Source organism: uncultured Acetobacteroides sp. (assembly GCF_963667355.2).
In the GTDB taxonomy this organism is placed as follows: domain Bacteria; phylum Bacteroidota; class Bacteroidia; order Bacteroidales; family ZOR0009; genus Acetobacteroides.
This window is the reverse complement of the sequence record NZ_OY763328.2, coordinates 3032987-3059142: the sequence shown is the minus strand read 5'-3', so window position 1 is coordinate 3059142 and position 26156 is coordinate 3032987. Positions and strand designations below refer to the sequence as shown.

Here is a 26156-nt window from a genome sequence, read left to right as displayed (position 1 = left end):
GGGGTGTAATTCCTCCGCCGGACTTCGGCGAGCCAATTACAGGGGTGTAATTGCTCCACCAGACTTCGGCGGACCAATTACAGGGGTGTATTCACGCCCCCTACTATCGTCCCTTCTATGCCTTATGCCAAAAATTCACATTTATTCCTATCTTTAGGCATACCCAATTCCATCGAAAATGAAGATGCTGTACATCCTTCGGCATGCCAAAGCAAGCAGCGATGCCGAATACGCCGACATCGACCGACCGCTTAAGCCTAGCGGCATACGGGATGCCTACATTCTGGGCAATGAGCTGGAGCATCGGAAGCTTCAGGTCGACTACATTGCGGTAAGCAACGCTACGCGCGCCCTGCAAACCGCCTCGATAGTGGCACGTGCAGCAGAGCTCCCGTTCGAGACGCTGAGGGTTATCCCCAACCTGTACCTCTCCAGCTACAGCGAAACGCTGGCGTACATCAGGCAGCTCCCCGACAACGCTGCCTCGGTAATGCTTGTTGGGCACAACCCCGAGCTTTCGTACCTTTGCGAAAAGCTGCTCAACGAAAACCATCTCGAGCTACCCACCTGTGGCTTTATGGCATTTAGCGTCACTGCCGACAGCTGGAGCGAGGTAAGCAGTACGAATACAAAAGAAGAGTTCCATATATTTCCTAAGTAAAAATGGCAGATAAAGTATTGAAGAACATAAATAGGGAGGTTAGCTGGCTCGCATTCGACCAGCGCGTGCTGCAGGAGGCACAGGATAGGACGGTGCCGCTGATAGAGCGCGTCCGCTTCCTGGGCATCTTCTCGAATAACATGGACGAGTTCTTCCGCGTTCGGGTGGCTACCCTGCGCAGGCTAACCGAGTTCGAGAAGAAAACGAAGGACTACTACGGCGAAAGCCCCCGAAAAACGCTAAGCCGGATATCGGAGCTTACCAAGCAATCGCAGGAGAAGTTCGAGGAGATATTCAACGAGCTTACGGCGGAGCTGCGCACCCACAACGTTTACCTCATCAACGAGGGCGACCTCAGCCCCGAGCAGCATACCTACGTTAAGGACTTCTTTAGAACCAACATCCGCTACCTGCTGAGCCCCATCATGCTCAACCATGTCGACCGGATACCGCAGCTCAACGACAAGTCGATCTACCTCGCCATAAAGTGCTCGAACGAGGAGCACCCCAAGAAGGACTTTGCCCTGATAGAAATACCTTCGGATGCCTCGCGCTTCGTTGTTCTGCCCGACCATAACACCAAGAAGTTCGTCATTCTCCTTGACGATGTCATCCGCGCCAACCTTGCCGAGGTCTTCAAGATACTGCCCTACGACAAGTTCGAGGCCTACACCATTAAGATAACCCGCGATGCGGAGATGGATGTGGACAACGACCTTACCGAAAGCCTCCTCGAAAAGGTATCCAAGGGGATAAAGAACCGCAAGAAGGGTGAACCGGTACGCCTCGTATACGACAGGGAGATCCCCCGCGACCTCCTAAAGTTCCTCACCAACAAGCTGGGTGTCGACCGTGGCGATACGCTTATTGCCGGCGGACGCTACCACAACTTTAAGGATTTCATGAGCTTTCCCAACCTGCTTGGCGACGAGTTCGTAAACCCACCGCTTCCCCCGCTTAACGTACGCACCTTCGACAAGTGCCAAAGCATGACCGAGGAGATCGAGAAGAAGGATCGGTTCCTCCACTACCCGTTCCAGGACTTCGCCTACTTCATCCGCCTGCTCCGCGAGGCAGCGCTCGACCCCGATGTGGTAAGCATCAAGGTGTCGCTCTACCGCGTAGCCTTCGAGTCGAAGGTGGTCCGTGCGCTCATCAACGCCGCCGAAAACGGCAAAAAGGTTACCGCCATGGTGGAGCTGCGCGCCCGCTTCGACGAGAAATCGAACATCTACTGGTCGCAGCGCATGGAGGAGGTGGGCATCAACGTGCTCTTCGGGCAGCCCGGGTTTAAGGTGCACAGCAAGATCCTGCTCATCACCAAGAAATCGGGCAAGAAAACCACCCGCATTGCCGCCATCAGCACGGGCAACTTCCACGAAGGCAATGCCGCGCTGTACACCGACTTTACGCTGCTTACCGCCCAAAAGGATATCACCCTCGAGATCGACCATGCCTTTAGGTTTATCGAGAGCCCCTACTACACGCACAGCTACAAGCACCTGCTCGTATCGCCGCACGGCATGCGCAAGAAGCTGGTCTGCCTCATCAACGAGGAGATTAAGAACGCCAAGAGCGGCAAGGAGGGCTTCATCTTCTGCAAGGTGAACAACCTTGTTGATGAGGGAATCGTCGACAAGCTCTACGAGGCGAGCTGCGCAGGGGTAAAGATTAAGCTGATCGTGCGAAGCATGTGCTCGCTAATTCCGGGCATCCCGGGCAAGAGCGAGAACATCGAAATTACCAGCATCGTCGATCGATTCCTCGAGCACTCGCGCATCTTCATCTTCGGCAACGACGGCGATCCCAAGTACTACATCTCCTCCGCCGACTGGATGACCCGCAACCTCGACTTCCGCGTCGAGGTAGCCGCACCAATCTACGACAAGGATATCCAGCGCGAGCTGCGCAACATCATGGAGTATACGCTAAGAGACAACCAGAAGTCCAGAGTTGTTGATGCCAACCTAAAGAACGAGTACCGAACCGAACCCAACGCGCCCCAGTTTAGGTCGCAAATAGAGCTTTACCGCTACTACAGCCAACTCGAATACTAAAACAAAGAGCAAAGAGAATGAATTTACTGAAGTTTGCCGCCATCGACATCGGATCCAACGCCATGCGCCTCCTCATCACCAACGTTATCGAGAACGATGGCGAGGTTATCTACAAAAAGGCGTCGCTCACCCGAGGCCCTCTCCGGCTCGGCTTCGAAGCGTTCGAGAAGGGTAATATAGGCACAGAGAACGAGCAAAAGCTGGTACACTTGATGAAGGCCTACAAGCACCTGATGATTGTAAACGACGTTATTGGCTACCGAGCCTGCGCAACATCGGCCATGCGCGATGCCAAGAATGGCGCCGAGATCGTTAGGTTGATAAAGGAAAAGACCAACATCGATATCGAGATCATCGACGGCAGAGAGGAAGCCCAGATCATATACGACAGCCACATTGCCGATATGCTCGAACCCAAAAAGAACTACCTCTACGTAGACCTTGGCGGAGGCAGCACCGAGATGACGCTTCTGGTGAATGGCAAGCTCGAAAAGTCGCGCTCCTTCAACATCGGCACCCTCCGCCTTCTCAACAAGAGTGTCGACAAAAAGGAGTGGGACCAAATGCATTTGTGGCTCGACAGCATGACCGAAAAGTACGGAAAGATCGAGATCATCGGGTCGGGAGGCAACATCAACAAGCTCTACAAGCTAGCTGGCACCAAGATCGGTCAGCCGTTAAGCAGGGTTAAGCTCATGGCGGTAGCTAAACAACTCGCCGAGATTTCTGTTGAAGAGCGAATAATTCAGTTTGGGCTTAACCCCGACAGAGCCGACGTAATAGTCCCCGCCTCCGAGGTCTTCCTCATGGCCAGCCGGTGGGTCGATGCTAAAAACATCTACGTACCCGTCATTGGCGTTGCCGATGGCATCATCCGCAGCCTTTACGCCGACTACAAGAAGGGGATGCCCATAAAGAACGTACTAAACAAGTAACCCATGGAGCTAACCCTCACCACCCCAGCCCTGCTTTTCCCGGCCATCTCGCTGCTGCTACTGGCCTACACCAGCCGCTTCCTACACCTGGCGCAGCTCACCCGCAACCTCTACTCCGAGTACCACAACAACCCCGATAAGCTGCTCCTGCTGCAGCTGAAGAACCTCCGCAAGCGCATTAACATCATCCGCAACATGCAGGTACTAGGCAGTGCCGGCTTCCTTTGCAGCGTAATCTGCATGTTCTTCCTTTTTCAAAGCTGGATGATTGCCGCTAAGCTCATCTTCTCGGCGAGCCTTGGCCTTCTGATTATTTCTCTTGCCTTATCGGTATGGGAGCTGTACATATCCGTACACGCCCTCAACTTCCAGCTGTACGATATGGAGAACTTGTTGGATAAAACCGATGAAAAGGAATGACCCCCCCGCTACATCCGAATCATTATATAAATAAGAGTGGTATAATGCCACTCTTTTTATTTACGCCTCGCACAAAGCCAGACTCCTACAGTACGGTTTATTAGCTCTCACCAGCTTAGCACCAGCAAGCCATTATTTCAAAAGCAGTATCTTTGCCCCACTTTATTCGAAAAAATGGAGAAAGAGAGTAAGAAAGTTGCGTTCTACACGCTCGGATGTAAGCTGAATTTTTCAGAAACATCCACCCTTGCCCGCCAGTTTACCGAAGGCGGATACCAAAAGGTGCAGCACCACGAGGCGGCCGACATCTACGTGATAAATACCTGCTCGGTTACCGAGCACGCCGATAAGAAATGCCGCCAGGCCATCCGCAAGTTCGTCAAGCAGTCGCCAGGTGCCGTTATTGCCGTTACCGGATGCTACGCGCAGCTGAAGCCCGAAGAAGTGGCCAACATCGACGGGGTAAAGCTCGTAATGGGCGCCGCCGAAAAGGGCGAACTCTACAAGCGAGTGGTAGAACTTGTGGAGGAAAACAGCACCATCCCCGAGGTACACTCGTGCGAGATTACGCAGGTGGACAACTTCTTTAAGGCCTACTCCATGGGCGACCGCACCCGCTCGTTCCTAAAGGTGCAGGATGGCTGCGACTACCGCTGCTCCTACTGCACCATCCCCCTTGCACGGGGCAAAAGCCGAAACATACCAATCGGCGAGTTGGTAACGCAGGCCCATGAGATTGCCGCCAGCGGCATCAAGGAGGTGGTACTCACCGGCGTCAACATCGGCGACTTTGGCAAAACTACAGGCGAGTCCTTCCTCGACCTCATCCGCCAGCTCGACACCGTGCAGGGCATCGAGCGCTACCGCATCTCCTCCATCGAGCCCAACCTGCTCACCGACCAGGTAATCGAGTTCTGCGCCCAATCCGCCAAGTTCATGCCCCACTTCCACATCCCATTACAGTCGGGTACCGACAAGATACTCGGGCTGATGCGCCGCCGCTACCGCCGCGAGGTCTTCGAAGATCGCCTGGCAAAGGTGCGCTCCCTCATCCCCAACCCCTTCTTCGGCATCGATGTTATCGTCGGATTCCCCGGCGAAACGGAGGAGGACTTCCAGGACACCTACCAGTTCCTCGAACGGCTCCAGCCCGCCTTCCTGCACGTATTCCCCTACTCCGAGCGCGCCAACACCCCCACCGTGTTCATGGAGGGTAAGGTGAAGGACAGCGACATCACCGACAGGGCCCACCGCCTAGGCCTGCTCTGCGACCAGCTGCACCGCCAGTACTACGAGCGATGCGTGGGCACCGAGGGCCTTGTCCTCTTCGAGAGCGCCAACCGAAAGGGCAAGATGTACGGCTTTAGCGAGCGCTACATCAAGGTCGAAGTACCCTACGACAAGCAGCTGGTCAACCAGCTCGTGCCGGTGCGGTACGCCAGCCTTTCGCCCGAAGGGCACATGATCGGAAAACTATAAAAAAAGAGGGACACCCCTCTTTTTTTACGTTCAATCACAGCCAATACTAACTTTTCAAACATACAACCCCTATTATTCGCATATATTATCAATACATTTTACATTATTTCCAACTACACCCCCTCTTTTTTGTTTGCTGATTAAATTAAAACCATACTTTTGCCATTGTTCAACTAAATGGTCTTAGCTATGGAAACAAAAACGAAGTGGTTCTTTACCCTGCTCACACTGATCGCCCTAGCCGTACTGGGTTTCTTCATGCCGTCAACCCCCTTTGGCGAAATCCAAGGCGTTAACCCCGGCGACCTCGCCTGGATGCTCACCTCCACCGCCCTGGTACTCCTTATGACCCCAGGCCTCTCCTTCTTCTACGGAGGGATGGTCAACCCCAAGAACATCATCTCCACCATCCTGCAAAGCTTCGTGGCCATGGGCATCGTCAGCCTGCTCTGGGTGCTGGTCGGCTTCAGCCTAGCCTTCGGCGACAGCATCGGCGGAGCGCACACCGGCCTCATCGGCAACCCGGCCACCTTCTTCATGCTCAACAACGTCACCGCGGGCATCAACAAGGATCTCGCCCCCACCATTCCGCTCGCCCTGTTCGCCATCTTCCAGATGAAGTTCGCCATCATCACCCCGGCCCTCATCACCGGCTCGTTTGCCGGCAGGGTACGCTTCCGCGCCTACATCCTATTCATCATACTCTTCGTCCTCTTCGTCTACACGCCAATTGCCCACCAAACCTGGCACCCCAACGGGCTGCTCCGCAACATGGGCGTGCTCGATTTCGCCGGGGGCACCGTCGTGCACATGACCGCCGGGTTCGCCGCCCTAGCCGGCGCCATCTTTCTGGGCAAGCGCAACGACTACGACCTCCCCGAAAGGCGCGCCAACATCCCCTTCGTGCTGCTCGGCGCTGGGCTACTCTGGTTCGGCTGGTTCGGTTTTAACGCCGGCTCGGCCCTCGCCGCCAACGCCCAGGCCATCGCCGCCTTCCTCAACACCAACACCGCCGCCGCGGCCGCCATGCTCGCCTACATCTTCACCGATGGCGCCAAGGGCCAAAAGCCCTCGGGCATCGGAGCCGCCGTTGGCCTAGTGGTCGGCCTGGTGGCCATCACCCCCTCGGCCGGCTACGTCACCGTTGGCGAGTCCATCCTCATCGGCGTCATTGCCGGCATCGTCTGCAACTTCGCCGTATCCTTCCGCACCAAAACCTCCATCGACGACACGCTCGACGTATTCCCAGCCCACGGCATGGGCGGCGTGGTGGGCATGATCCTCACCGGCGTATTCGCCAAGGATGTCGGCCTAACCTCGGGCAACCTCAAAACCTTCGTCGTCCACATGGTTGCCCTGGTAGTCGTTGCCACCTACTCCTTCGGCATGTCGTACCTGCTCTACTGGCTCACCAACAAGATCGTCCCCATGCGCGTCTCCACGCACTCCGAAGAGGTGGGGCTCGACCTCAGCCAGCACCACGAAACCTACGGCTTCGCCTACAAGGACTAACCCGTTCCTACAAATCTCATTATTCAAGTGTGTTTTATATTTTAGAAGATAGATCCGACAAAGCCAAACCGTTGCGACAACGGTGGGGTTTGTCGATCTAACTTAACTCCGCCGCCCACCCAGAACAGCAGCCATCGCTTAGAATTCAGCACCCCAGCCCCTCCAATCCCTCGCAAAGCGCCGTAGCATCCGCCGCCTCACCTTCAGCAAAATCGCTTGCATCGTTAACCAACCGCCTTTCGCTGCAAAGTCGTAGCCTCCTCCGTTGGGATAATAGCCTTATGCATTGAGATAATAGACACCTGCCGTGAGATAATAGGCATAGTCAATGAGATAATGAATACTGGTTGTTGGATAATAGGTATAGTCCATCAGATAATGGTTAGTAGCCTTGGGATAATAAATACCTGCTTTAAGATAATGATTAGTGGCATTGGGATAATAGACATCTGCCGTGAGATAATAAGTTTAGTCAATCGGATAATAAACATATGCCATTAGATAATGAATGCCTGCCGTGAGATAATAGATACCTGCACCAGGATAATAGCCTCCAGCCCCGAGGCATTCCCGAACCGCTTACCGTGCAGCAGCTCCGCCGCACCCTGATCTCTGCAGCCCCCTGCCACCTCATCCGCCAAGGGTATCTCCCCAGCCCACCTCGCCCAAACATCCACAGCCTCACCCCAAAACCATCGTACCCCAAGCCCAATAAATAGCTTAAAAAAAGCCTCCACCTATCAAACTTTTGCCCAATGATTTTACCTTTGTACCGAAAACTAGGGAAGTCACACCTTTCCAACCACAAGCAGCATACTAAAAATGATAGATTACGAGAAAATCTGCCGCAAAACCATCTCCGTTGCCGTAGAGGCAGGGCACTGGATAAAGAACGAAAGAGCCACCTTCCAGAAAGATGCGGTAGAGACCAAGGGCCTTCACGACTTCGTCTCATACGTCGACAGAGGCTCGGAAGCGCTAATCGTAAAAGAGCTGATGGGGATCATCCCCGACGCTGGTTTCATCACCGAAGAGGGAACCGTAGCCACTGAAAACAAGAAATTCCGATGGGTGATCGACCCCCTCGACGGAACCACCAACTTCATCCACGGCATCAGCCCCTTCGCCGTTAGCATCGCCCTCATGGAGAACGAAGCTGTCGTAGTAGGCGTCGTTTACGAGGTTAGCCTCGACGAATGCTTCTACGCCTGGAAGGGCAGCCAGGCCTTCCTCAACGGAACGCCCATCGCAGTTTCCACGGCACCCACCATCCACGACAGCCTCGTGGCCACAGGGTTTCCCTACTACGACTTCTCGAGATTTCCCGAATACCTCAAGCTGCTGGAGCACCTCATGCGCAACACCCACGGCATCCGCAGGCTGGGCTCCGCCGCAACCGACCTCGCCTACGTCGCCGCAGGCCGCTTCGATGCCTTCTACGAGTACAGCCTCAATCCCTACGACGTGGCAGCAGGCTCCATCATCGTGCAGCAGGCCGGCGGCCATGTCTGCGACTTCGCCGGCGGCTCCAGCTACATCTTCGGCAGAGAAATCGTTGCCTGCAACGCCCTGCTAAAGGATGAGTTCACGGCCATCGTCAAAGATCACCTGAATACAACCAACCGCTAGAAAATGATATCGAGAATCGGCTACTCCCTATACTACTCGCTAAGCTGGATCATCTGGGCGCTGCCGTTGCACGCCGCCTACGCCATCTCCGACACCTTCTACTTCTTCATGTACCTGGTTGTTGGGTATCGCAAAAAGGTAGTACGCCAGAACCTAACCACCTCCTTCCCCGAGAAATCGCTACAGGAGATTAAGCAGATCGAGCGAAAGTTCTACCACCACCTCTGCGACCTGTTCATCGAGTCCATGCAGCTGCTGCACATGCGCGCTGATGAGGCAAAAAAACGATTCCGGTACACCAACCCCGAGGTATATCAGCGCCTTTACGCCGAGAACAAGAACGCCATTGTCGTGCTGGGCCACTACGGCAACTGGGAGGTAAACGTAACGTTCCCCCTCTGGTCGAAATTCCAAACCCTAGCCACCTACAAGCCGCTAAACGATAAGCATTTTAACAAGAAGATGCAGGAAGGCCGCGAACGCTTCGGAATAGAGGCCGTGCCCATGAAGCAAACGATAAAAAGGATGCTGGAGTGCGCCAAAAACGGGAAGCCAACAGCCCTTGCGCTTATTGCCGACCAGGCTCCCACCCAATCGGAAACCGACTTTTGGGTGAACTTCCTAAACCACGAAACCGGAGTTTTCCTAGGTCCCGAAAAGATCTCCAAAAAGATTAATGCTCCAGTGCTCTTCCTTCGCGTAGACAAGCCCAAGCGCGGATACTACACGCTAACAACAACCGTCATCTGCGAGAACCCCAAGGAGACAAAGCCTGGCGAAATCACCAAAGCGCACGTAAGCATGCTCGAACAGATTATAAAAGAGCAACCCGAATACTGGCTATGGTCGCATCGACGCTGGAAAAGATCTAGGCCAAGCCAAACCGCACTACACAGCTTAAAACATGAATAGAGTTGCCGTTGTTATCCTCAACTGGAATGGCTGTTCCTTTTTGGAGCAGTTTCTTCCTTCTGTTGTTGAAAATACGCCGACAGATATAGCCGATGTTATTGTTGCCGACAACGGATCAACCGACAATAGTTTAGCCTACTTAAAGGATCGCTTTCCCTCAATAAAAACCATCTGTTTCGACAAGAACTATGGCTTTACAGGAGGATATAATAGGGCAATAGAAACTCTCACCCACGAGTACACCATCCTCCTAAATTCCGATGTGGAAACACCCAAGGGTTGGCTAGAACCGCTCTACGAACAGATGGAGAAGAATCCACACGTCGGAGCATGTATGCCCAAAATGCTTGCCTACGCCGACAAGCACTCCTTTGAGTATGCAGGAGCCTCAGGCGGATTCCTCGACAGGTACGGCTACCCATTTTGCCGTGGGAGAATCCTATCCACAACAGAAATCGATAGCGAACAGTATAACGACCCCATTCCTGTTTTTTGGGCTTCTGGAGCTTGCCTTATGGTACGTACCAGCCTCTACAAGAAGTTAGGGGGGCTCGATAGCGATTTCTTTGCTCACATGGAGGAGATTGACTTCTGCTGGAGGCTACAGCATGCTGGATATAAAGTTATGGTATACCCACAAAGCCATGTGTTCCATGTTGGAGGAGGAACGCTACCCAACAACAATCCCCACAAAATGTACCTGAACTTTAGGAATAGCCTTTTAATGCTAGTAAAAAACCTTCCAGCCAAGACGCTACTAACAACCCTGTTTGTGCGAATGGTTTTAGATGGTGCAGCAGGAGTGGCATTTCTAATCCAAGGCAAGTGGGGCTTCTTTGTAGCCGTATTAAAGGCACACAGAGATTTCTATAGAATGCTAAGTAAGTTCCTTGCAAAACGCAAAGAGGTTGGAAAAAGTAAGCCAAGTGGGTTTTACAAGAAAAGTATAGTCTTTAGCCACCTAGTAAAAGGTAAAAAGACGTACAGCCTACTTGATCCATCAAAGTTCACTGCATAAAAAAAGTCGCCTTATGGCGACTTCCCTATTATTTTAGCATGAGCATATCTTCTAAGTTAAATCGGTCGTTGTAATCCTCCATCGATCGTTTAATTACCTCATAAGCCTCCTCCCTATCGTACACATGGCTAATTTCCACCCTACGCTTCTCTCCAGGGAGATCTTTGTATGTCAAGAAATAGTGCCTTAGCCTATCTATAGCCATTGGAGGGCAATCGGTAATATCTCTATATTCGCCATATACCGCATCATTCTCCAGCACTGCAATAATCTTGTCGTCAGCATCAACTCCATCGATCATCCGAAAACCACCAATCGGACGTGCACGAACCAAAATATCACCGTGAGCAATATCCTTTTCTGTAAGAATACAAATATCAATAGGGTCACCGTCCCCCTTTATGCCATCTCTGCTTACCTTATCAATTGTCATCTGTGCAACCTTTTTTCCCGAATAGGTTTGAGGAATAAAGCCATATAACGCAGGAACAACATTCGAATACTTCTGAGGGCGATCCAATCGCAAGTAACCAGAGATCTTATCAACCTCGTACTTTACGGTATCTGTCGGCACCATCTCAATAAAACATGTTACTACCGTAGGTGCCTCTTCTCCTATTGACACGCCATGCCAAGGATGCGACTTATACCGCAATCCCATCAACTTCCCCACAATTGGATCCATAGATTTCATATGTTCACAAATTAATCTGCTTATAGTAAAGATAAGGCATTTTCCAGCTTAATGCCACGCGACCCTTTTACCAGAACAAGCGAGTTTTCTATTGGATTCGCTTTTAAGTACTCGATAAGTTCGTTTGAATTTGTAAATAGAATTGCACTTGTACTACCAGCAACTGACACAAATTCAGGACCAACAAGGAGCAAATTCTCCACCCCCAACTGTTCCGCAAGGTTAACTATTTTTACATGCTCGCTTGCTGAGGCCTCACCCAATTCAAGCATATCGCCTAGAATTGCAATCTTGCTGCCAACATTAAACTTCGTAAAGTTTGATATTGCGGCTTCCATACTTGTAGGGTTTGCATTGTAGCAATCTACAATAACCAAATTCTTGGAGGTACGCATCAGCTGCGACCTGTTATTTGTTGGAGTATACTCATTCAAAGCCTTTTTAATATGATCGACAGAGATTCTGAAATGAAGACCAATCGTTACTGCTGCTAGCACATTATCGGCATTGTAATCACCTACAAGTTGCGTCTCAAGCGTAATCCCTTCCATTTCTCCTTTATCAACTCGCATTCTAAGAAATGGATGATCAATATCTTTTGTTAAGATCTCTACCCCCATTTTGCTCATACCATAAGCTACCGTACTAGCAACTTTACGTTCCTGAGCCATTTGAACTAGATAAGAATTGTCGGTGTTTAAAAAGATCGTGCCATTTACGCTATTTATAAAGTCGTAAAGTTCCCCTTTCGTCCTTTTTACTCCTTCAAAAGAACCGAATCCTTCAAGATGAGCCATTCCAACGTTAGTAATCAAACCCAAATCAGGCATGGCAATTGATGTCAACTCATCAATATCTAATGGATGATTGGCACCCAATTCAATCACAGCAACTTGAGCATCAGAAGGTATTGAGAGAATTGTGAGCGGCACTCCTATCTGATTATTTAAGTTGCCCTTGGTGGCAGCAACCTTATACTTACTGCTTAGCACTGCAACAATCAACTCTTTAGTCGTTGTTTTTCCATTAGTGCCAGTTAATCCAATAAAAGGAATCTTAAGCGTACGACGATACATTCTGGCAAGTTCCTGAAGTGCGAACAAACCATTTTCAACGTAAACAATTCCGTCACCTTCAATTGATCTGTCATCAACAACTGCTAGAGCAGCTCCCATTTCAAGAGCCTTTTTTGCAAAATTATTTCCATCAAAGTTACCGCCCTTTAGGGCAATGAAAATATCGCCAGTCGTTATTTGTCGAGTATCAGTCGTAACTCGTGGATTTTTTTGATACTGCTGAAAAATTATATCAAGTGCTTCCATTGGGTACTATTATAAAAAAAGAAAACCTCAAATTGAGGCTTTCTTTATACTATCACGATTTTGTCTATTACTTTTTCTTGCTTGTAGCCGCAGGAATACGGTCTCCTAAACTTTCCATAGCACAACGGAAACCGATATCGTCTCGTGCTTCATTTTCGTCAAGATAACGACGAGTTCCAGGAACCATCCAATAGGCTCTATCTCTCCAAGAACCTCCCTTATAAACCCTCGACTTGTCACTAATAAGCGAGGTCATCCCGTCATTAGGTCGAGTCTTTGCTTTATTATTACCTTGATAGTACATCTTATGAGTAGTACTTACACTATCTGAGCTATTCTCCATCGAATACCCTAGGATAGTTCCAAGATCACCATCCTTAATGTTACGGTTGTCACCCTTACGATAGTTGTATCGCTTAACTGATTTAAGAGTATCTATCACGAGGTGCTTTAACGAGTCAACCATCACACTTCCATCTTCCTTCTTTCTATATTCAGTAAAGACGTTTCCACGGAAAGGACGGAAATCTTCTACATCTTCAGCAGATAGCGGACGATATACATCAAGAACCCATTCGTTCACGTTACCTGCCATATCATAGAGCCCAAAATCATTAGGCCAGAAAGAGCGAACAGGTGCTGGTTTTGAGAAACCATCATTTGCATTTCCTGCCGTTCCTTTGTAGTCACCACTTCCGCGTCTCATGTTCGCTGCAAAAACACCTCGATCTTTGGGGTCAGAATTACGCAAGCTGTGACCATTCCATGGATAATTTCGACGTTCAACTACACGCTCATCGTAAGTGTTTCCAATAAGAGCTAAAGCTGCATATTCCCATTCTGCTTCAGTTGGGAGCCTGTATTGTGGAAGAATAAGACCATCCTCAAGAGTTACTCGACGAGTTCCATTCTTCCCATCTTTAGAGTTGCTTAAGCTAGGAAGGTTTTTCTTTACTTTTCCTTCATATTGCCCAGCAAGATACGCATCTGTATTAAATTGAGAGGCTGGGTCATAATCTAGAACACCATATTCTATAAGGCGAAGTTCATTAACACGGTCGGTACGCCAAGTACAGTAGTCGTTAGCCTGACGCCACGAAACTCCAACAACTGGATAATCGTTAAATTGAGGAAGACGGAAATAGTTCTTCATCAACGGATCGTTAAATGCAAGTTCTCTACGCCATACGTTAGTATCGGGAAGCGCCTTACGATATACCTGAATGAAGTTTGGATAAGCCTTACGTAACCAAAACAGATACTCTCTATAGTCCGTATTGGTAACTTCGGTTTCATCCATATAGAAGTTATCCACAGTTACCCTTCTAGGAATATTGTTCCAATCATAAAAGATATCCTGCTGAGTTTGTCCCATGGTAAATGTACCACCTTCAATGAACACCAGATTAGGACCAAGATCCTGTTCTTGTGCATCCTTCACCTCAAAACCTCCTGTTTTGGGATCGTTGTAAGCCCAACCTGTTGTTGGCGAATTCCCTTTTCGTGCCGTATTGCTATTCCCCCCACATCCAACAAGCATTAGTGCTGAAATGGCCAATATTGGAAATACCGTACTGTTAATCTTCATAGTAAAATCCTTTGGTCTACGTTATCCCTTCATTTTTACATTCCAAATATAAATATTAATACCCTAACAAGGTCGGTGGAACAAGATTATTTTATGAAAAATAAAAAAAAAGAACCGACTGATGACACAAGAGCTTTCTTGTTCTGTTAAAACAAAATGCCCCATCAATATTTAAAATGCGCAACGAATTAATACCAAACTTGTTGAAAACAGGCCAAAAGTAACCCCATTATAAAGCGACTCGAACCTAATTCAAAACGAATGCGTACAGCAATAAAAAAATAGAGTACTTTTGAAAATGAAGAAGCCTATTACGAACAAGCAACACTAACACACAATTAGCCATGAATATACGTATTGGGAATGGATACGACGTACACCAACTTGCACCAGGACTGGAACTTTGGTTAGGAGGCATTAAAATTGAGCATGAAAAAGGATCGGTAGCACATTCAGATGGAGACGTTCTTATTCATGCTATTTGCGATGCAATACTAGGAGCCGCAGGGCTCCGCGACATTGGCTATCATTTCCCTGACACCTCATCAGAATTTAAAGGTATAGACAGCAAAATTCTTCTATCTAGAACAGCGTCTTTGGCTAGAGAAAAGGGATTTAGCATCAATAATATAGACTGCGTATTATGCCTACAACGTCCTAAAGTAAAAGACTTCATTCCCCAAATGGTTGAGACTCTTTCTCAAGTTATGGGAATTGACGCAGACCAGGTAAATGTAAAAGCAACCACCACCGAAAAATTGGGCTTCGTTGGTCGCGAAGAAGGCATTGAAGCTTATGCTGTAGCACTTCTGCAAAAACAATAAGCTACCACCGGAATGTGTTTTTCATAAATAAAAGGAATACCCGCGTTAACAACCCTAGAAATCAAGAAAAAAGCACATGAAGCCTAACTCTTGAAAAGCAGTGTAAGAACAAGTGAACGGTAACATGCCGAATGATGATCCGGACTTCTCCCATTATTGTTGAGTTACCCTAAAGTTCCCTTTAAGAGACTTTGGATGAATACAGCATTAACTAAATCGTGAAAGCAATTTTTTTGACTGTCCTCCCTTCGGCTTATTGTAGAACTGCCAACAATAACAAATCACCCTCCATTCGTGGCATTTCACCTGCTAGTGCCATGATTCACTAATGATTTAGGCCCTTAAAAAACACATTGAAAGATCGGTTTGTGCCTTAAAATCTTGTGCAAACATCCGAAGATAAGTTGATTTCTAAAAAAATCTTGTGCGTAGCACGTTTCGGGTGCAAATTAAATTCAACAGATGGCTGAATTTAATTCAGTAACCTACTGCGATAAATTCAGTAGGCGACTAAGCTTAATTCAGCAACTTACTGCGATGAATTCAGTAAGCGACTGAGCTTAATTCAGCAACCTACTTCGATGAATTCAGTAAGCTACTAAGCTGAATTCAGTAACCTACTGCGATAAATTCAGTAAGCTACTAAGCTGAATTCAGCAACTTACTTCGATGAATTCAGTAAGCTACTAAGCTGAATTCAGTAACTTACTTCGATGAATTCAGTAAGCTACTAAGCTTAATTCAGTAACCTACTGCGATGAATTCAGTAAGCTACTGAGCTTAATTCAGCAACTTACTGAATTAAATTAGGACACAAACGCCAGCAAATAAACATATAAACAACACATTACACGTAAAAGAACATCACGATATGGCCAGCAACAGCCCCGTCGAGCATACTAGTCTCATATAGCCTAAATGCAAGTTGCAAATACCCTAAATTACTCATCCTGCATAATTGTTTTTGAGCAACCACAGGGCTTCTTATAAAACCATCAGAGTTCTATTGCAAGTTTTCTCCATAACATAACCATATACGAGACATCACCAAGTAAAAACGCATCAACACAAATAAAAGAACGTCGTCATCCTATCACACTAACAAATTGGAACATAACGAGCAACCGAAGACTGCACCTGCACGCCCTATAGACATTAATATTTCTTCGTTTTTAATGTGCTATGCACGAAAACGCCACTATACGTCACAATGCCTCTTTGCTAGCATATAAATGCATTCTGGCATAGCGACCAATAGCGTACGCAGAAGGGTGGTTTTTATCCTTAAGCATTTACTTCGGGGCTGCAGAAAACCGCTATCGCCCCCCACAGCTCCTATTGGTTGGGCCTATTATGGTATATCAAAGAGGTGAATATAGCATTTTTATCAGCTATAAAAGCGAAACGAGCATGAATGCAGGAATTCACCAAAGTAGCTGAAAGTTTGCCATACGAGTTGCATGTGACCATGAGGAAACAATTTCTTTTACATGAAATCCATAAACAAACAAGGGAGAGGTTTCTAATTCCAATTAATTTGATTTAATTTTACCCCATTAATATAAAAAAGAAAATAATGCATAAAAAGTTACGGCCTTTTTTTCTATTCGGCTCTTTTTTGATTTCTGCATCGAACCTATTTGGACAAGATAACCAGATAAGCGTTGGTGCTCCGTTTTTAACCATTACACCAGACGCAAGAGCTGCAGGCTATGGAGATCAAGGTGCCGCAACAAGCCCCGACAACAACTCTCAATACTGGAATCCTGCCAAATACGCTTTTGCAAATGGCAAATACGGAGGATCTTACTCGTTCACCCCATGGCTTAAAAACATTACTGACGATATAAGTTTACACTACCTGTCGGGCTATTATAAAGTAGATGACAAACAAACCGTAAGCGCTTCCTTACGTTATTTTTCTTTAGGGAATATTACATTCACAGGTAATGACGGGAATATCACTACCGATTTTAAGCCAAATGAATTTTCTATTGATGTTGCCTATTCGCGAAAACTAGCAGAATCCCTATCTGCCTCTATTGCATTCCGCTACTTACGATCAGATTTAACGGGAAACAATGCCATTCCAGATTTAAATATTGACACAAAAGCCGCATCTGCATTTGCTGCAGATATTGCTCTTTACTATCAAAAAGTAGTTGGTCAAAATGAGTACGCTTTAGGCGTTAACATTTCTAACATTGGTCCAAAAGTTTCCTACAGCAACGTAGGAGAAAAATCCTTCATCCCTACAAATTTAAGAGTTGGGGTTCGCTACACCCGCTGTGTTGGTGAGAAAAGTAAAGTATCAGGCTTGCTTGAAACATCTAAGCTGCTTGTCCCAACCCCAGATATCGAGAACGGAGTTGACAAAAACGCCAATAAAGGAGTACTCGATGGCATTTTCTCTTCGTTTGGTGATGCCCCAGGAGGATTTAAGGAAGAACTCAAAGAATTTGTTTACTCAATCGGTGCAGAGTATAGCTATGCAAATACTATAGCCCTTCGCGCAGGATACTTTCATGAGGCAGAAACGAAAGGCAATAGAAAGTTCTACACCTTTGGCTTCGGAATTAACTATAAGATGTTCATTATTGATGCCTCATACCTAGCACCATCTAATGGAGGTCGAAACAACCCTCTTGATAATACTTTCAGATTTTCATTGGGATTTCAAATACCAAAGTAGGATTTAAAATGCCCTATGTAAAATAAAGGTCTAAGAGATCCGCGTGTTTCTTCGAATCAAAGATTATAAAAAAGGCAGAGAATGTAAGATTGTTACTCTCTGCCTTTTTCTTGTAATTCAACAACGTAGGCAATCGGTATTACTTTTTTACTAACTAGTTATGCAAAAAAGACATTGTTAATTAAAAGAAAAAACTATTTTTATGGTTTATAAATATGGTTTAAGGGGATGTTAAGGAAGTTTGCTGTTGGCGTGTGTGTTATCGGGGGAATTTTATTAACAAACATGGGGTTTTCTCAATCGGATATAATTGGACGAGAGTTCAATCCGATTAGAGTTGCTGCACCGTTTTTGACCATAACGCCAGACTCCAGAGCGGCAGGTTGTGGGGATCAGGGAGTAGCAAGTGGTGCCGACAATAACTCGCAGTACTGGAATCCTGCAAAGTACATTTTTGCGGATCCTAAGATGGGGGTGTCTTTTTCGTACACCCCGTGGCTCAGAAATATCATAAGTGGAATAAGCCTAAGCAACCTTGCCGGCTACTACAAAATTGACAACAACCAATCAGTAAGCGCCTCTCTAAGGTACTTCTCGCTTGGTGAAGTAGAGTTCACCGATAATTCGAATACCTTACAGAAACAGTTTAAGCCAAACGAATTTGCACTTGACGCTGCTTATACCCGTCGGTTAAATGACATTCTATCATCGGCAATTGGCTTTAGATATATTAGTTCCAACCTTACAGGAGGCTACGCCGAGAATGCTGTGGAAACAAAAAAAGCGAGTTCCTTTGCTGCAGACATATCTCTTTACCTGGAAAAATCGGTACGAATGGGGTATAACGATGCTGAAGTTGCATTCGGGATGTCGATATCTAACATTGGCTCAAAAATTTCATACAGCGACAACGAAAATGCCAAGTCGTTTTTACCAACAACCTTACGCATAGGGGGCCGATACTCAATAATCGCCAACCGGACGCATAAAATATCAGGCCTCGTTGAAACTTCGAAGTTACTTGTTCCTACACCCAAATACGATGCACAAGGGAATAATCTAAATGCGAATAAAAGCGTTGTGAGCAGCATTTTCAGCTCGTTTGGAGATGCTCCTGGTGGAATGAAAGAGGAGTTGAACGAGTTTTCCTTCTCGCTAGGGGCCGAATACACCTTCAACAACACGTTTAGCCTACGAGTTGGCACATTCAACGAATCAAAAAACAAGGGAAACCGAAAGTTCTTTACAGTTGGCGGAGGGCTAAAGTATAACCTTTTCGTATTGGATGTTGCCTACCTAGTGGCAACATCCAATAGCGCAAACAACCCTCTAGCAAACACCTTTAGAATAACAATTGGAACTGAACTGGGACAAGACAAATACAGTAGCTCCCGCGGAAGAGGTCGATCACGAGGAGGAAGAAGGCATCGCTAGAATTAAAGCATAGGAAGAAAGCCCGGCAATAATATGCCGGGCTTTCTTTATTATTACATGGCATTTAAATCTGTTTTTCAATCGGATTACCATCAGTAATGGAGGGAAAGAACTTATATACGAACGTTACAGCACATGGAAACAACCGCTAGCTTATTGAGCAGCATCTCTGCCAAAATGGCGTGCTGCCTTACTACGAATAGGACTAATTCCCCTTAAAAGCAAGATTGATCACCCTGAGGAGAATGCTCCTTCCATCGAAATACACACTTGAAAAATATTTTGCCGGCAAAACCTAGAATGTTGAAATGTTGCACGCATTTTGCTTATCTTTTCCCCTGTTAACGCAAAATAAAAACGACAAAATGAAAAAGACGTGGATAGTGTTAGCTGCAATTGCAGTGCTTGTTCTTATCATCTTCTTATGGTTTAAAAATTCGTACAACGGGCTCGTAGTTTTAGACGAGAATGTTAAGGGACAATGGTCGAAGGTAGAAGCCCAGTACCAAAGAAGAGCGGACCTTATACCAAACTTGGTGAATACTGTTAAGGGGTATGCCGATTTCGAAAAATCGACGCTAACTCAAGTTATGGAAGCAAGGGCAAGTGCAACTCAAGTAAAGGTTAGCCCAGAAAACCTCGATGCTAAGAGTATTCAGCAATTCCAAGCCGCCCAAAATCAGGTTTCATCGGCATTAGGAAGATTGTTGGCTGTTGCCGAGAATTACCCAAACCTAAAGGCTAACCAAAACTTTCTCGATCTTCAATCTCAACTTGAAGGGACTGAAAACAGGATTACGGTTGCCCGTAACGACTTCAATGAGGAGGTGAAAATCTACAATAAAACCATCCGCAAATTTCCTCAAATGATATTTGCATCGATGTTTGGCTTCGAGAAGGCTGCCTACTTCGAAGCCGACAAGGGTGCCGAGAAAGCGCCACAAGTTAAGTTCTAACAGCATAACAACAAGCAACCTCTTTTCGTGGGGTTGCTCTTTCAACATCTTACAATGAAAAGCCAGCAGCTATTCAGCGAAAAGGAGAAAGAAGCGATTGTCGGCGCCATCAAGGCGGCAGAGCTTAACACTTCTGGCGAAATTCGGGTTCATATCGAGTCGCACTGCAAAGAGAAAAGCGTGCTAGATAGAGCCGCAAAGGTTTTTGCAGAGCTTGGCATGCACAAAACAGCGCTTCGGAACGGGGTGCTCGTCTACCTTGCCACCGCCGACCGCAAGTTTGCCATTATTGGCGACGCGGGAATCAACCAAAAAGTTCCCGCGATTTTTTGGGAGTGCATTAAGGAGAAGATGGCAGGCAACTTCAGGGAGGGACGGCTTACCGAGGGGCTTACCGAAGGGCTACTCCTTGCCGGAGAGCAGCTCAAGAAGCATTTTCCCAGAGCAAGTGACGATGTCAACGAGCTTTCCGATGAAATATCCTTTGGCGATTCGATGGAATAGCAACTAAATCTAAACAAAATGAGAGTACTACATACGCTGCTATTCGTCTTGGTTTCGGCATTTTCGGCGTTGGGGCAAAACCTACCCGAGAAGCCAAATCCACCTAGGATGGTAAACGACTTTGCCAACATGCTTACCCCTCAGGAGCAGCAGCAGCTGGAGCAGAAGTTCCGGGCCTACAACGACACGACATCTACCCAAATTGCCATTGTAACCGTACCTACCCTTGATGGCTACGACATCAGCGAGTACGCTTTTGCCCTAGGGCGCAAGTGGGGAATCGGACAAAAAGGCAAGAACAACGGCATCCTTATCCTGGTAAAGCCCAAAGCGGGCAGCGAAAAAGGGAAAGTCTTTATTGCTACCGGCTACGGGATGGAAGGTGCAATTACCGATGCCCGAAGCAACAGGCTAATCGACGAGGTGATCATCCCTGCATTTCAGAAGAAGCAGTACTACCAGGGGCTAGACGAAGCCACAACGGCCCTGATCCAGATGGCGAGAGGCGAGTACAAAGCCGACAAGAAGGGGGCAGGAAAAGAGGTTTCGCCATTGTCCTCCCTGCTGGTGTTCCTGATAATCGCCATCGTATTTGGCGCTATTGCGGCGCTGGGGCGTGCCCGAAGAAATGCAGGATCGGTGTACAGCTCGGCGGGGCACCACGCGAGCAGCCTCCCTTGGTGGCTCCTCTTGATGGGCATGGGCAGCGGCTTTGGTGGTGGGCGCAGCTCGGGCGGATGGAACGACTTCAGCGGAGGCGGAGGAAGCGACTTCGGCGGATTTGGCGGCGGCGACTTCGGCGGCGGCGGTGCTGGCGGCGACTGGTAGCTGAATGCTAATTGCACAAGTAAGCTTACAGCATAAAAGTGCACGTCCGCAGCTAACGGCAATCCATTACAACGATGCAATGGATTTCCGCTGGCTGCGGATTTCTATTTCAAGGATGAAATGAGCTTCCGCTACCAGCGGAAACCTGTTTCATTGTTGGAATGGAACTATGCCCAGCAAAAGCAGCCCCCAAGGCACTTCATCCTAAAAAGCATAGCGATTGCTACCCAACAACAAAGGCTGCCCTTGAAGGAGCAGCCTTGGCCTATATCATGCTGGATTGGGCTATTCAACCTCCTCGCCAGATAGCGAGGTGTCAACCAAGATACGCCCGCAGTACTCGCAAACGATAACCTTCTTGCTGAGCTTAATGTCGAGCTGGCGCTGTGGTGGAATACGGTTAAAGCACCCCCCGCAGGCATCACGCTTTACGGTGGCCACGGCCAAGCCGTTGCGGGCGTTCGAGCGGATACGCTTGTAGGCGTAAAGCAAACGGGGCTCGATAAGCTGCTGAAGCTGCTCCGAACGATCGCGGAGGTCGTTCTCCTCCTTCTGGGTTTCCGAGGTGATTTCGTCAAGCTCGTGGCGCTTATTTTCCAGGTCAACGGCACGCTCTTGCATGTGCGTCTTAGCGTCTTCGATAAGGCGACGCTTTTCTTTAACCTGAATGGTAAACTCCCGAATACGCTTGTCGGCAAGCTCTATTTCGAGTGTTTGAAACTCGATTTCCTTTGCTAGGGATTCGAACTCGCGGTTGTTGCGAACGTTATCTTGCTGCTCGCCGTACTTTGCGATTAACCCTTTCGAGATTTCAATGTCTGATTTCTTTTTGGCAATCTGACTTTCGAGGTTCAGAATTTCGGTTTCGAGATTTCGTACGCGCGTATCTAAACCTTCAATTTCGTCTTCGAGGTCTTGAACTTCAAGAGGAAGTTCCCCCCTAAGAGTTATGATTTTGTCAATTTCAGAATCTACAACCTGAAGCTCATAAAGCGTTCTGAGTCTTTCCTCAATCGAAAGCTCGTTGGCATCTAGGGCTTTGTTTTTTTCTGTTGCCATATTCAGCGATATAAGTATTTTACTGGGTTATCAACTAGTTCGGTCTTGTAAACCGCGAAATTAGCTATTTTTTCTCGAATAAAGTCATAAAAAACACCAATAGCAAATTGCTCTGTTTCAAAATGACCGGCATCGACTAGCAAAAGCGTTTTCTGGTAGTCGAGAAAGCTATGGTATTTCACATCGCCAGTCACCAGTGCATCGGCTCCTTTGGCGATGGCTAAGCTGGCGAATGAGGCACCGCTACCACCGCACACTGCCACCTTTTTGATGTGAGATTTATGGGGATTCGAGAAGCGCAGCACCGAGCAACCAAGCTTTTCCTTAACCATTTCGAGGAAATCAGAGACGTCAACGGGCGCTTCTAGCTCGCCAACCATTCCTAAGCCAACTTTCGGGTAGTCATTTTCAAGAGGGATGATGTCGTACGCCACCTCCTCGTATGGATGAGCCTCAACCATTGCTGCTACAACTCCATTTATACGGATTCGAGGACAGACAACCTCAATGCGAGCCTCAGGTTCGACGTGTAGCTGCCCTATCTCGCCAACAAAAGGGTTGGCCCCTTCGGATGCCCTAAACGATCCGCTCCCATCGGAGCTGAAGCTGCAGCAATCGTAGCGGCCAATACCTCCGGCTCCAGCAGCAAACATCGCCTCGCGAACTGTTGACGCTTGCTCGTGAGGTACAAAGGTTACCACCTTTACCAGCTGCCCCTTTAGCGGACTAAGCACCTGACGCTTTTTAAGCCCCAAGATATCGCATAGCTTATCGTTTATGCCCCCAGGAACGCTGTCGAGGTTGGTGTGGGCTGCGTAAAGCGCTATATTGTGCTGGATTGCCTTGAGCACGATGCGCTCAACTGCGCTACGTCCAGTAATGCTCTTCAACCCCGAAAAGATAACAGGATGATGCGAGATGATAAGATTAGCGCCTAACGCTATGGCTTCATCCACCACCGTTTCGGTAACATCGAAGCAAAGAAGGATGCAGGAAACCTCCATAGAAGGAGAACCAACGCTCAATCCAGAGTTGTCGTAGTTCTCCTGGTAGCCAAGAGGCGCCAGCTGCTCTACAATTCGGGCAACATCATTTACTGTCATCTTTTAATAGATTTTATTTGCTGGAATGATGCAACAAGACGCACCTCGGCATGCAGGCGTGCATCATCATTGACAGAATCAACGTGAATTTTAGGGAAGCCTGCTGCTAACATCGAGCAGCATTTCCTTGATTTTTGTAAGGCGATCGATTACCTCGAAGCTGCGATCCTCGCCTTCCTTGTTATCCTTTAGCCGTTTTTGAGCCCCTTCGAGGGTCATCCCCTTTTCCTTTACCAGATGGTAGATGAGCTTTAGGGTTTCTATATCCTTTACGGTAAATAGCCTATTCCCCTTCTTGTTTTTCTGAGGTTTAATAATGGTGAAATTCTTCTCCCAGAAACGGATAAGCGAAGGGTTAACTCCCAGCATCTCGGATACCTCTCCGATGCTGTAGAACAACTTTTCAACTTTTTTTTCCTTGTAAGGCATCGCGTATAATTTAGTCTAAACTTTGCCCACTCTGACTTACCTTTTGGATAAGCTTGTGGTAATCGGTTGGACTAATATCGGCAAAAAAGAAATGCACTGGATTAACTGGACGATTATTTTTTAAAACTTCGTAGTGAAGATGAGGTGCAACGCTCATTCCAGAGCTGCCAACCGTGCCAATTACCATCCCTTTCTTTATGCGTTGTCCATTTCGAACTCCGATTTTTCCAAGATGGGCATAGAAGGTGCTATACCCGTTGGTGTGGTTGATCAGTATTGAGTTCCCACTAGAACGTCGGCTGTCGGTTTTAGCAACAACCCCATCAGCAGCTGCCAAAACTGGCGATCCTGCAGGCGATGCAAAATCGACACCATCGTGAGGCTTTAGCGTTTTGTAGAAGGGGTGTATGCGAATTCCCATTGGTGCTGCTAGCTGCCGTATATCCTTTTGCTCAAGAGGAATTATCGAGGGAATAAACCGAATAGCGTCGGATTTGGCATGCGAGATTGCCTCTACGCGCTTTAATAGCGCCAGATCAATAGGTACCTGTTTTGCATTTACCGACGCTAACGTGGCTTGACTTTGCTCGATTAGCTCGTTATTGTCCTTACCCTCTATTTCCTCTATCCTTAGGGCATAGTTTCCTCCTGCCAAAAAGACGCTGTCCTTGTAGGGCTCGGCTTCAAAAATAACCCGGTAGATGTTTTGGTCGCGAGTTTGCAAGTCGCCCAGCACTCTTTGCAACTTATCGAAGCGCTTGTCGAGCTCGCGGTACTGCTTGCTGAGCAGCTTATTTTCGTGCTTTAGCTTCTTCTCGACAGGCGTATCGAAAAAGAACGAGTATACCGTATAGTAGATGGTCGAAATAACGGCTGCCGTGACAAGAATTACAGCAGCACGAACAATCCGCTTCTTTAGCGTTGTCCCCACCTTTTGGTAGTTCAACGACTCGGGGTTGAATAGGTACTTGTGCTTGCTCATCTTCTTCTCCTTTTCGTTTTAGAAAGATCCTTTCCGGCACTTTTCGCCTTTGGGGCATTGTCGACGATGCTTTCGTATTCATCTAGGTCCATGTCGCGGCTAAGGTAGTTTAGCGGATTCACAGGACGCCCACGTACTATGACTTCGTAGTGTAGGTGTGTTCCTGTAGATTTTCCCGTGCTTCCCATTAGCCCAATCCTCTCGCCACGCTTAACACGTTGACCGGGAGCAACCAACACCTTTGTAAGGTGAGCATAGCGCGTGTGGTATCCGAATCCGTGGCTGATAAGGATTTGATTACCGTATCCTCTAAACGAATATTCGGTTGATTCTACAACTCCGTCTCCGGTAGCATATATCGGAGTACCCATTGGTCCTGATATATCAATTCCCTCGTGGTAGGCCCAGCGGTGGTAAACAGGGTCGATACGTCCACCAAAGTTTTCCATTAACCTAAGCCTTCCTTTTAGCGCAACCGGATTGATGGCGGGTACGCAGAGCATCATCTTCTCCTTGCTCTTAGCGAGCATGGCAACCTGATCGAACGATTTAGACTGAAGGTAAACCTTGCGGGTTAGCATATCCAACTTTTCTGCCGTACCTATTAATATGTCCGAATTCTCGTATCCCGCAAGCTTCGCATACTTCTCGGACGAAGTTGCGCCAGCCTCACGAACCTGCTCGGGGATGATATCCAGCTCAAAGATGGAGCGGTAAACGGTGTTATCGCGCTCCTGCAAGTCGGTGAGGATGCGGTCTGCCTCGTCGAATCGCTTGTTGAGCAGATCGTACTTCACCCGTAGCTCGGCGTTCTGACGGCGTAGGTTATGCGATTTTGGCGTATCGAAGAAGAGCCCGTAAAACACCATAAAAACAGATGCGATGGCAAATCCCACCAGAAAGGTGACCAATCCTTTGGCAAAACGGGTCTTTAACGGGATGGCTACGATATCGAATGTGAGCGTCTCGGGATTAAATCGATATTGTATTTTAGCCATTATACCGTGGTTTGGTTGGTGAACAAATTGGTTGGATGGGCGACAAATCTAGCGGAAATAAACTAATTTTACAACCTCGTTTTAGGATCCATCTCCTGCAAATATGGCAGCGTTGAGATG

The 26156-nt window shown here is 47.8% G+C and carries 23 protein-coding genes; 15 read left to right on the top strand and 8 right to left on the bottom strand.

The window, feature by feature from the left end:
- Positions 1 to 178 precede the first annotated feature (178 nt).
- The 9 genes from ACHZA1_RS12620 (at position 179) to ACHZA1_RS12580 (ending at position 10623) form a co-directional block, all read left to right on the top strand.
- Positions 179 to 661: a histidine phosphatase family protein gene (locus tag ACHZA1_RS12620; RefSeq protein WP_320052234.1), complete on the top strand. Its 483-nt coding sequence runs from the start codon at positions 179 to 181 to the stop codon at positions 659 to 661.
- 2 nt (positions 662 to 663) lie between these two features.
- A complete protein-coding gene (locus ACHZA1_RS12615; protein ID WP_320052233.1) occupies positions 664 to 2718 on the top strand; it encodes an RNA degradosome polyphosphate kinase in 2055 nt (684 codons plus the stop codon).
- 17 nt (positions 2719 to 2735) lie between these two features.
- A complete protein-coding gene (locus ACHZA1_RS12610; RefSeq protein WP_320052232.1) occupies positions 2736 to 3653 on the top strand; it encodes a Ppx/GppA family phosphatase in 918 nt (305 codons plus the stop codon).
- Positions 3654 to 3656: 3 nt separating this feature from the next.
- Positions 3657 to 4073 carry a DUF2721 domain-containing protein gene (locus ACHZA1_RS12605; protein WP_320052231.1) on the top strand — a complete coding sequence of 139 codons (417 nt, stop codon included), beginning with the start codon at positions 3657 to 3659 and terminating at the stop codon, positions 4071 to 4073.
- Positions 4074 to 4247: 174 nt separating this feature from the next.
- Complete coding sequence (gene mtaB / locus ACHZA1_RS12600) at positions 4248 to 5552, top strand: tRNA (N(6)-L-threonylcarbamoyladenosine(37)-C(2))-methylthiotransferase MtaB (protein WP_320052230.1); 1305 nt, start codon at positions 4248 to 4250, stop codon at positions 5550 to 5552.
- A gap of 189 nt (positions 5553 to 5741) precedes the next feature.
- Positions 5742 to 7064 (top strand): ammonium transporter, encoded by a 1323-nt coding sequence (locus ACHZA1_RS12595; RefSeq protein WP_320052229.1) that lies wholly within the window; start codon positions 5742 to 5744, stop codon positions 7062 to 7064.
- Positions 7065 to 7886: 822 nt separating this feature from the next.
- On the top strand, positions 7887 to 8693 hold the full coding sequence (locus tag ACHZA1_RS12590) for an inositol monophosphatase family protein (protein WP_320052228.1): 807 nt from the start codon (positions 7887 to 7889) through the stop codon (positions 8691 to 8693).
- A gap of 3 nt (positions 8694 to 8696) precedes the next feature.
- On the top strand, positions 8697 to 9605 hold the full coding sequence (locus tag ACHZA1_RS12585) for a lysophospholipid acyltransferase family protein (protein ID WP_320052227.1): 909 nt from the start codon (positions 8697 to 8699) through the stop codon (positions 9603 to 9605).
- Positions 9598 to 10623: a glycosyltransferase family 2 protein gene (locus ACHZA1_RS12580; protein ID WP_320052226.1), complete on the top strand. Its 1026-nt coding sequence runs from the start codon at positions 9598 to 9600 to the stop codon at positions 10621 to 10623. The genes ACHZA1_RS12585 and ACHZA1_RS12580 overlap by 8 nt, the downstream gene beginning before the upstream one ends.
- 28 nt (positions 10624 to 10651) lie before the next feature.
- On the opposite strand, the gene ACHZA1_RS12575 is transcribed toward ACHZA1_RS12580, so the two are convergent.
- The 3 genes from ACHZA1_RS12575 to ACHZA1_RS12565 form a co-directional block, all read right to left on the bottom strand.
- Positions 10652 to 11317, bottom strand: a complete 666-nt coding sequence (locus ACHZA1_RS12575; RefSeq protein WP_320052225.1) for an inorganic pyrophosphatase — start codon at positions 11315 to 11317, stop codon at positions 10652 to 10654.
- Between the two features lie 20 nt (positions 11318 to 11337).
- A complete protein-coding gene (murF, locus tag ACHZA1_RS12570) occupies positions 11338 to 12639 on the bottom strand; it encodes a UDP-N-acetylmuramoyl-tripeptide--D-alanyl-D-alanine ligase (RefSeq protein WP_320052224.1) in 1302 nt (433 codons plus the stop codon).
- Between the two features lie 67 nt (positions 12640 to 12706).
- Complete coding sequence (locus tag ACHZA1_RS12565) at positions 12707 to 14227, bottom strand: SUMF1/EgtB/PvdO family nonheme iron enzyme (RefSeq protein WP_320052223.1); 1521 nt, start codon at positions 14225 to 14227, stop codon at positions 12707 to 12709.
- Between the two features lie 344 nt (positions 14228 to 14571).
- On the opposite strand from ACHZA1_RS12565, the gene ispF reads away from it, so the two are divergent.
- From ispF to ACHZA1_RS12535, 6 genes are all read left to right on the top strand, one after another.
- Positions 14572 to 15051, top strand: coding sequence for a 2-C-methyl-D-erythritol 2,4-cyclodiphosphate synthase (gene ispF, locus ACHZA1_RS12560; RefSeq protein WP_320052222.1), 480 nt, complete (start codon positions 14572 to 14574; stop codon positions 15049 to 15051).
- Between the two features lie 1576 nt (positions 15052 to 16627).
- Positions 16628 to 17743: a type IX secretion system outer membrane channel protein PorV gene (gene porV, locus ACHZA1_RS12555; protein ID WP_320052221.1), complete on the top strand. Its 1116-nt coding sequence runs from the start codon at positions 16628 to 16630 to the stop codon at positions 17741 to 17743.
- A gap of 285 nt (positions 17744 to 18028) precedes the next feature.
- Positions 18029 to 19177, top strand: coding sequence for a type IX secretion system outer membrane channel protein PorV (porV, locus tag ACHZA1_RS12550; protein ID WP_320052220.1), 1149 nt, complete (start codon positions 18029 to 18031; stop codon positions 19175 to 19177).
- A 365-nt stretch (positions 19178 to 19542) separates the two neighbouring features.
- Entirely contained in the window at positions 19543 to 20133 is a 591-nt protein-coding gene (locus ACHZA1_RS12545; protein WP_320052219.1) for a LemA family protein, read from the top strand.
- 54 nt (positions 20134 to 20187) lie between these two features.
- Positions 20188 to 20637, top strand: a complete 450-nt coding sequence (locus tag ACHZA1_RS12540; RefSeq protein WP_320052218.1) for a TPM domain-containing protein — start codon at positions 20188 to 20190, stop codon at positions 20635 to 20637.
- A gap of 18 nt (positions 20638 to 20655) precedes the next feature.
- Positions 20656 to 21465: a TPM domain-containing protein gene (locus tag ACHZA1_RS12535; RefSeq protein ID WP_320052217.1), complete on the top strand. Its 810-nt coding sequence runs from the start codon at positions 20656 to 20658 to the stop codon at positions 21463 to 21465.
- A 285-nt stretch (positions 21466 to 21750) separates the two neighbouring features.
- On the opposite strand, the gene ACHZA1_RS12530 is transcribed toward ACHZA1_RS12535, so the two are convergent.
- The 5 genes from ACHZA1_RS12530 to ACHZA1_RS12510 all read right to left on the bottom strand — a co-directional run bounded on the left by ACHZA1_RS12530 (position 21751) and on the right by ACHZA1_RS12510 (position 26036).
- Positions 21751 to 22524 carry a C4-type zinc ribbon domain-containing protein gene (locus ACHZA1_RS12530; protein ID WP_320052216.1) on the bottom strand — a complete coding sequence of 258 codons (774 nt, stop codon included), beginning with the start codon at positions 22522 to 22524 and terminating at the stop codon, positions 21751 to 21753.
- A 2-nt stretch (positions 22525 to 22526) separates the two neighbouring features.
- Complete coding sequence (locus ACHZA1_RS12525) at positions 22527 to 23627, bottom strand: Nif3-like dinuclear metal center hexameric protein (protein ID WP_320052215.1); 1101 nt, start codon at positions 23625 to 23627, stop codon at positions 22527 to 22529.
- Between the two features lie 90 nt (positions 23628 to 23717).
- Positions 23718 to 24056, bottom strand: coding sequence for a MerR family transcriptional regulator (locus ACHZA1_RS12520; RefSeq protein WP_320052214.1), 339 nt, complete (start codon positions 24054 to 24056; stop codon positions 23718 to 23720).
- 10 nt (positions 24057 to 24066) lie between these two features.
- Positions 24067 to 25038, bottom strand: coding sequence for a M23 family metallopeptidase (locus ACHZA1_RS12515; protein ID WP_320052213.1), 972 nt, complete (start codon positions 25036 to 25038; stop codon positions 24067 to 24069).
- Positions 25035 to 26036 carry a M23 family metallopeptidase gene (locus ACHZA1_RS12510; RefSeq protein ID WP_320052212.1) on the bottom strand — a complete coding sequence of 334 codons (1002 nt, stop codon included), beginning with the start codon at positions 26034 to 26036 and terminating at the stop codon, positions 25035 to 25037. Before ACHZA1_RS12510 ends, ACHZA1_RS12515 begins: the two co-directional genes overlap by 4 nt.
- Between the last annotated feature and the right edge of the window lie 120 nt (positions 26037 to 26156).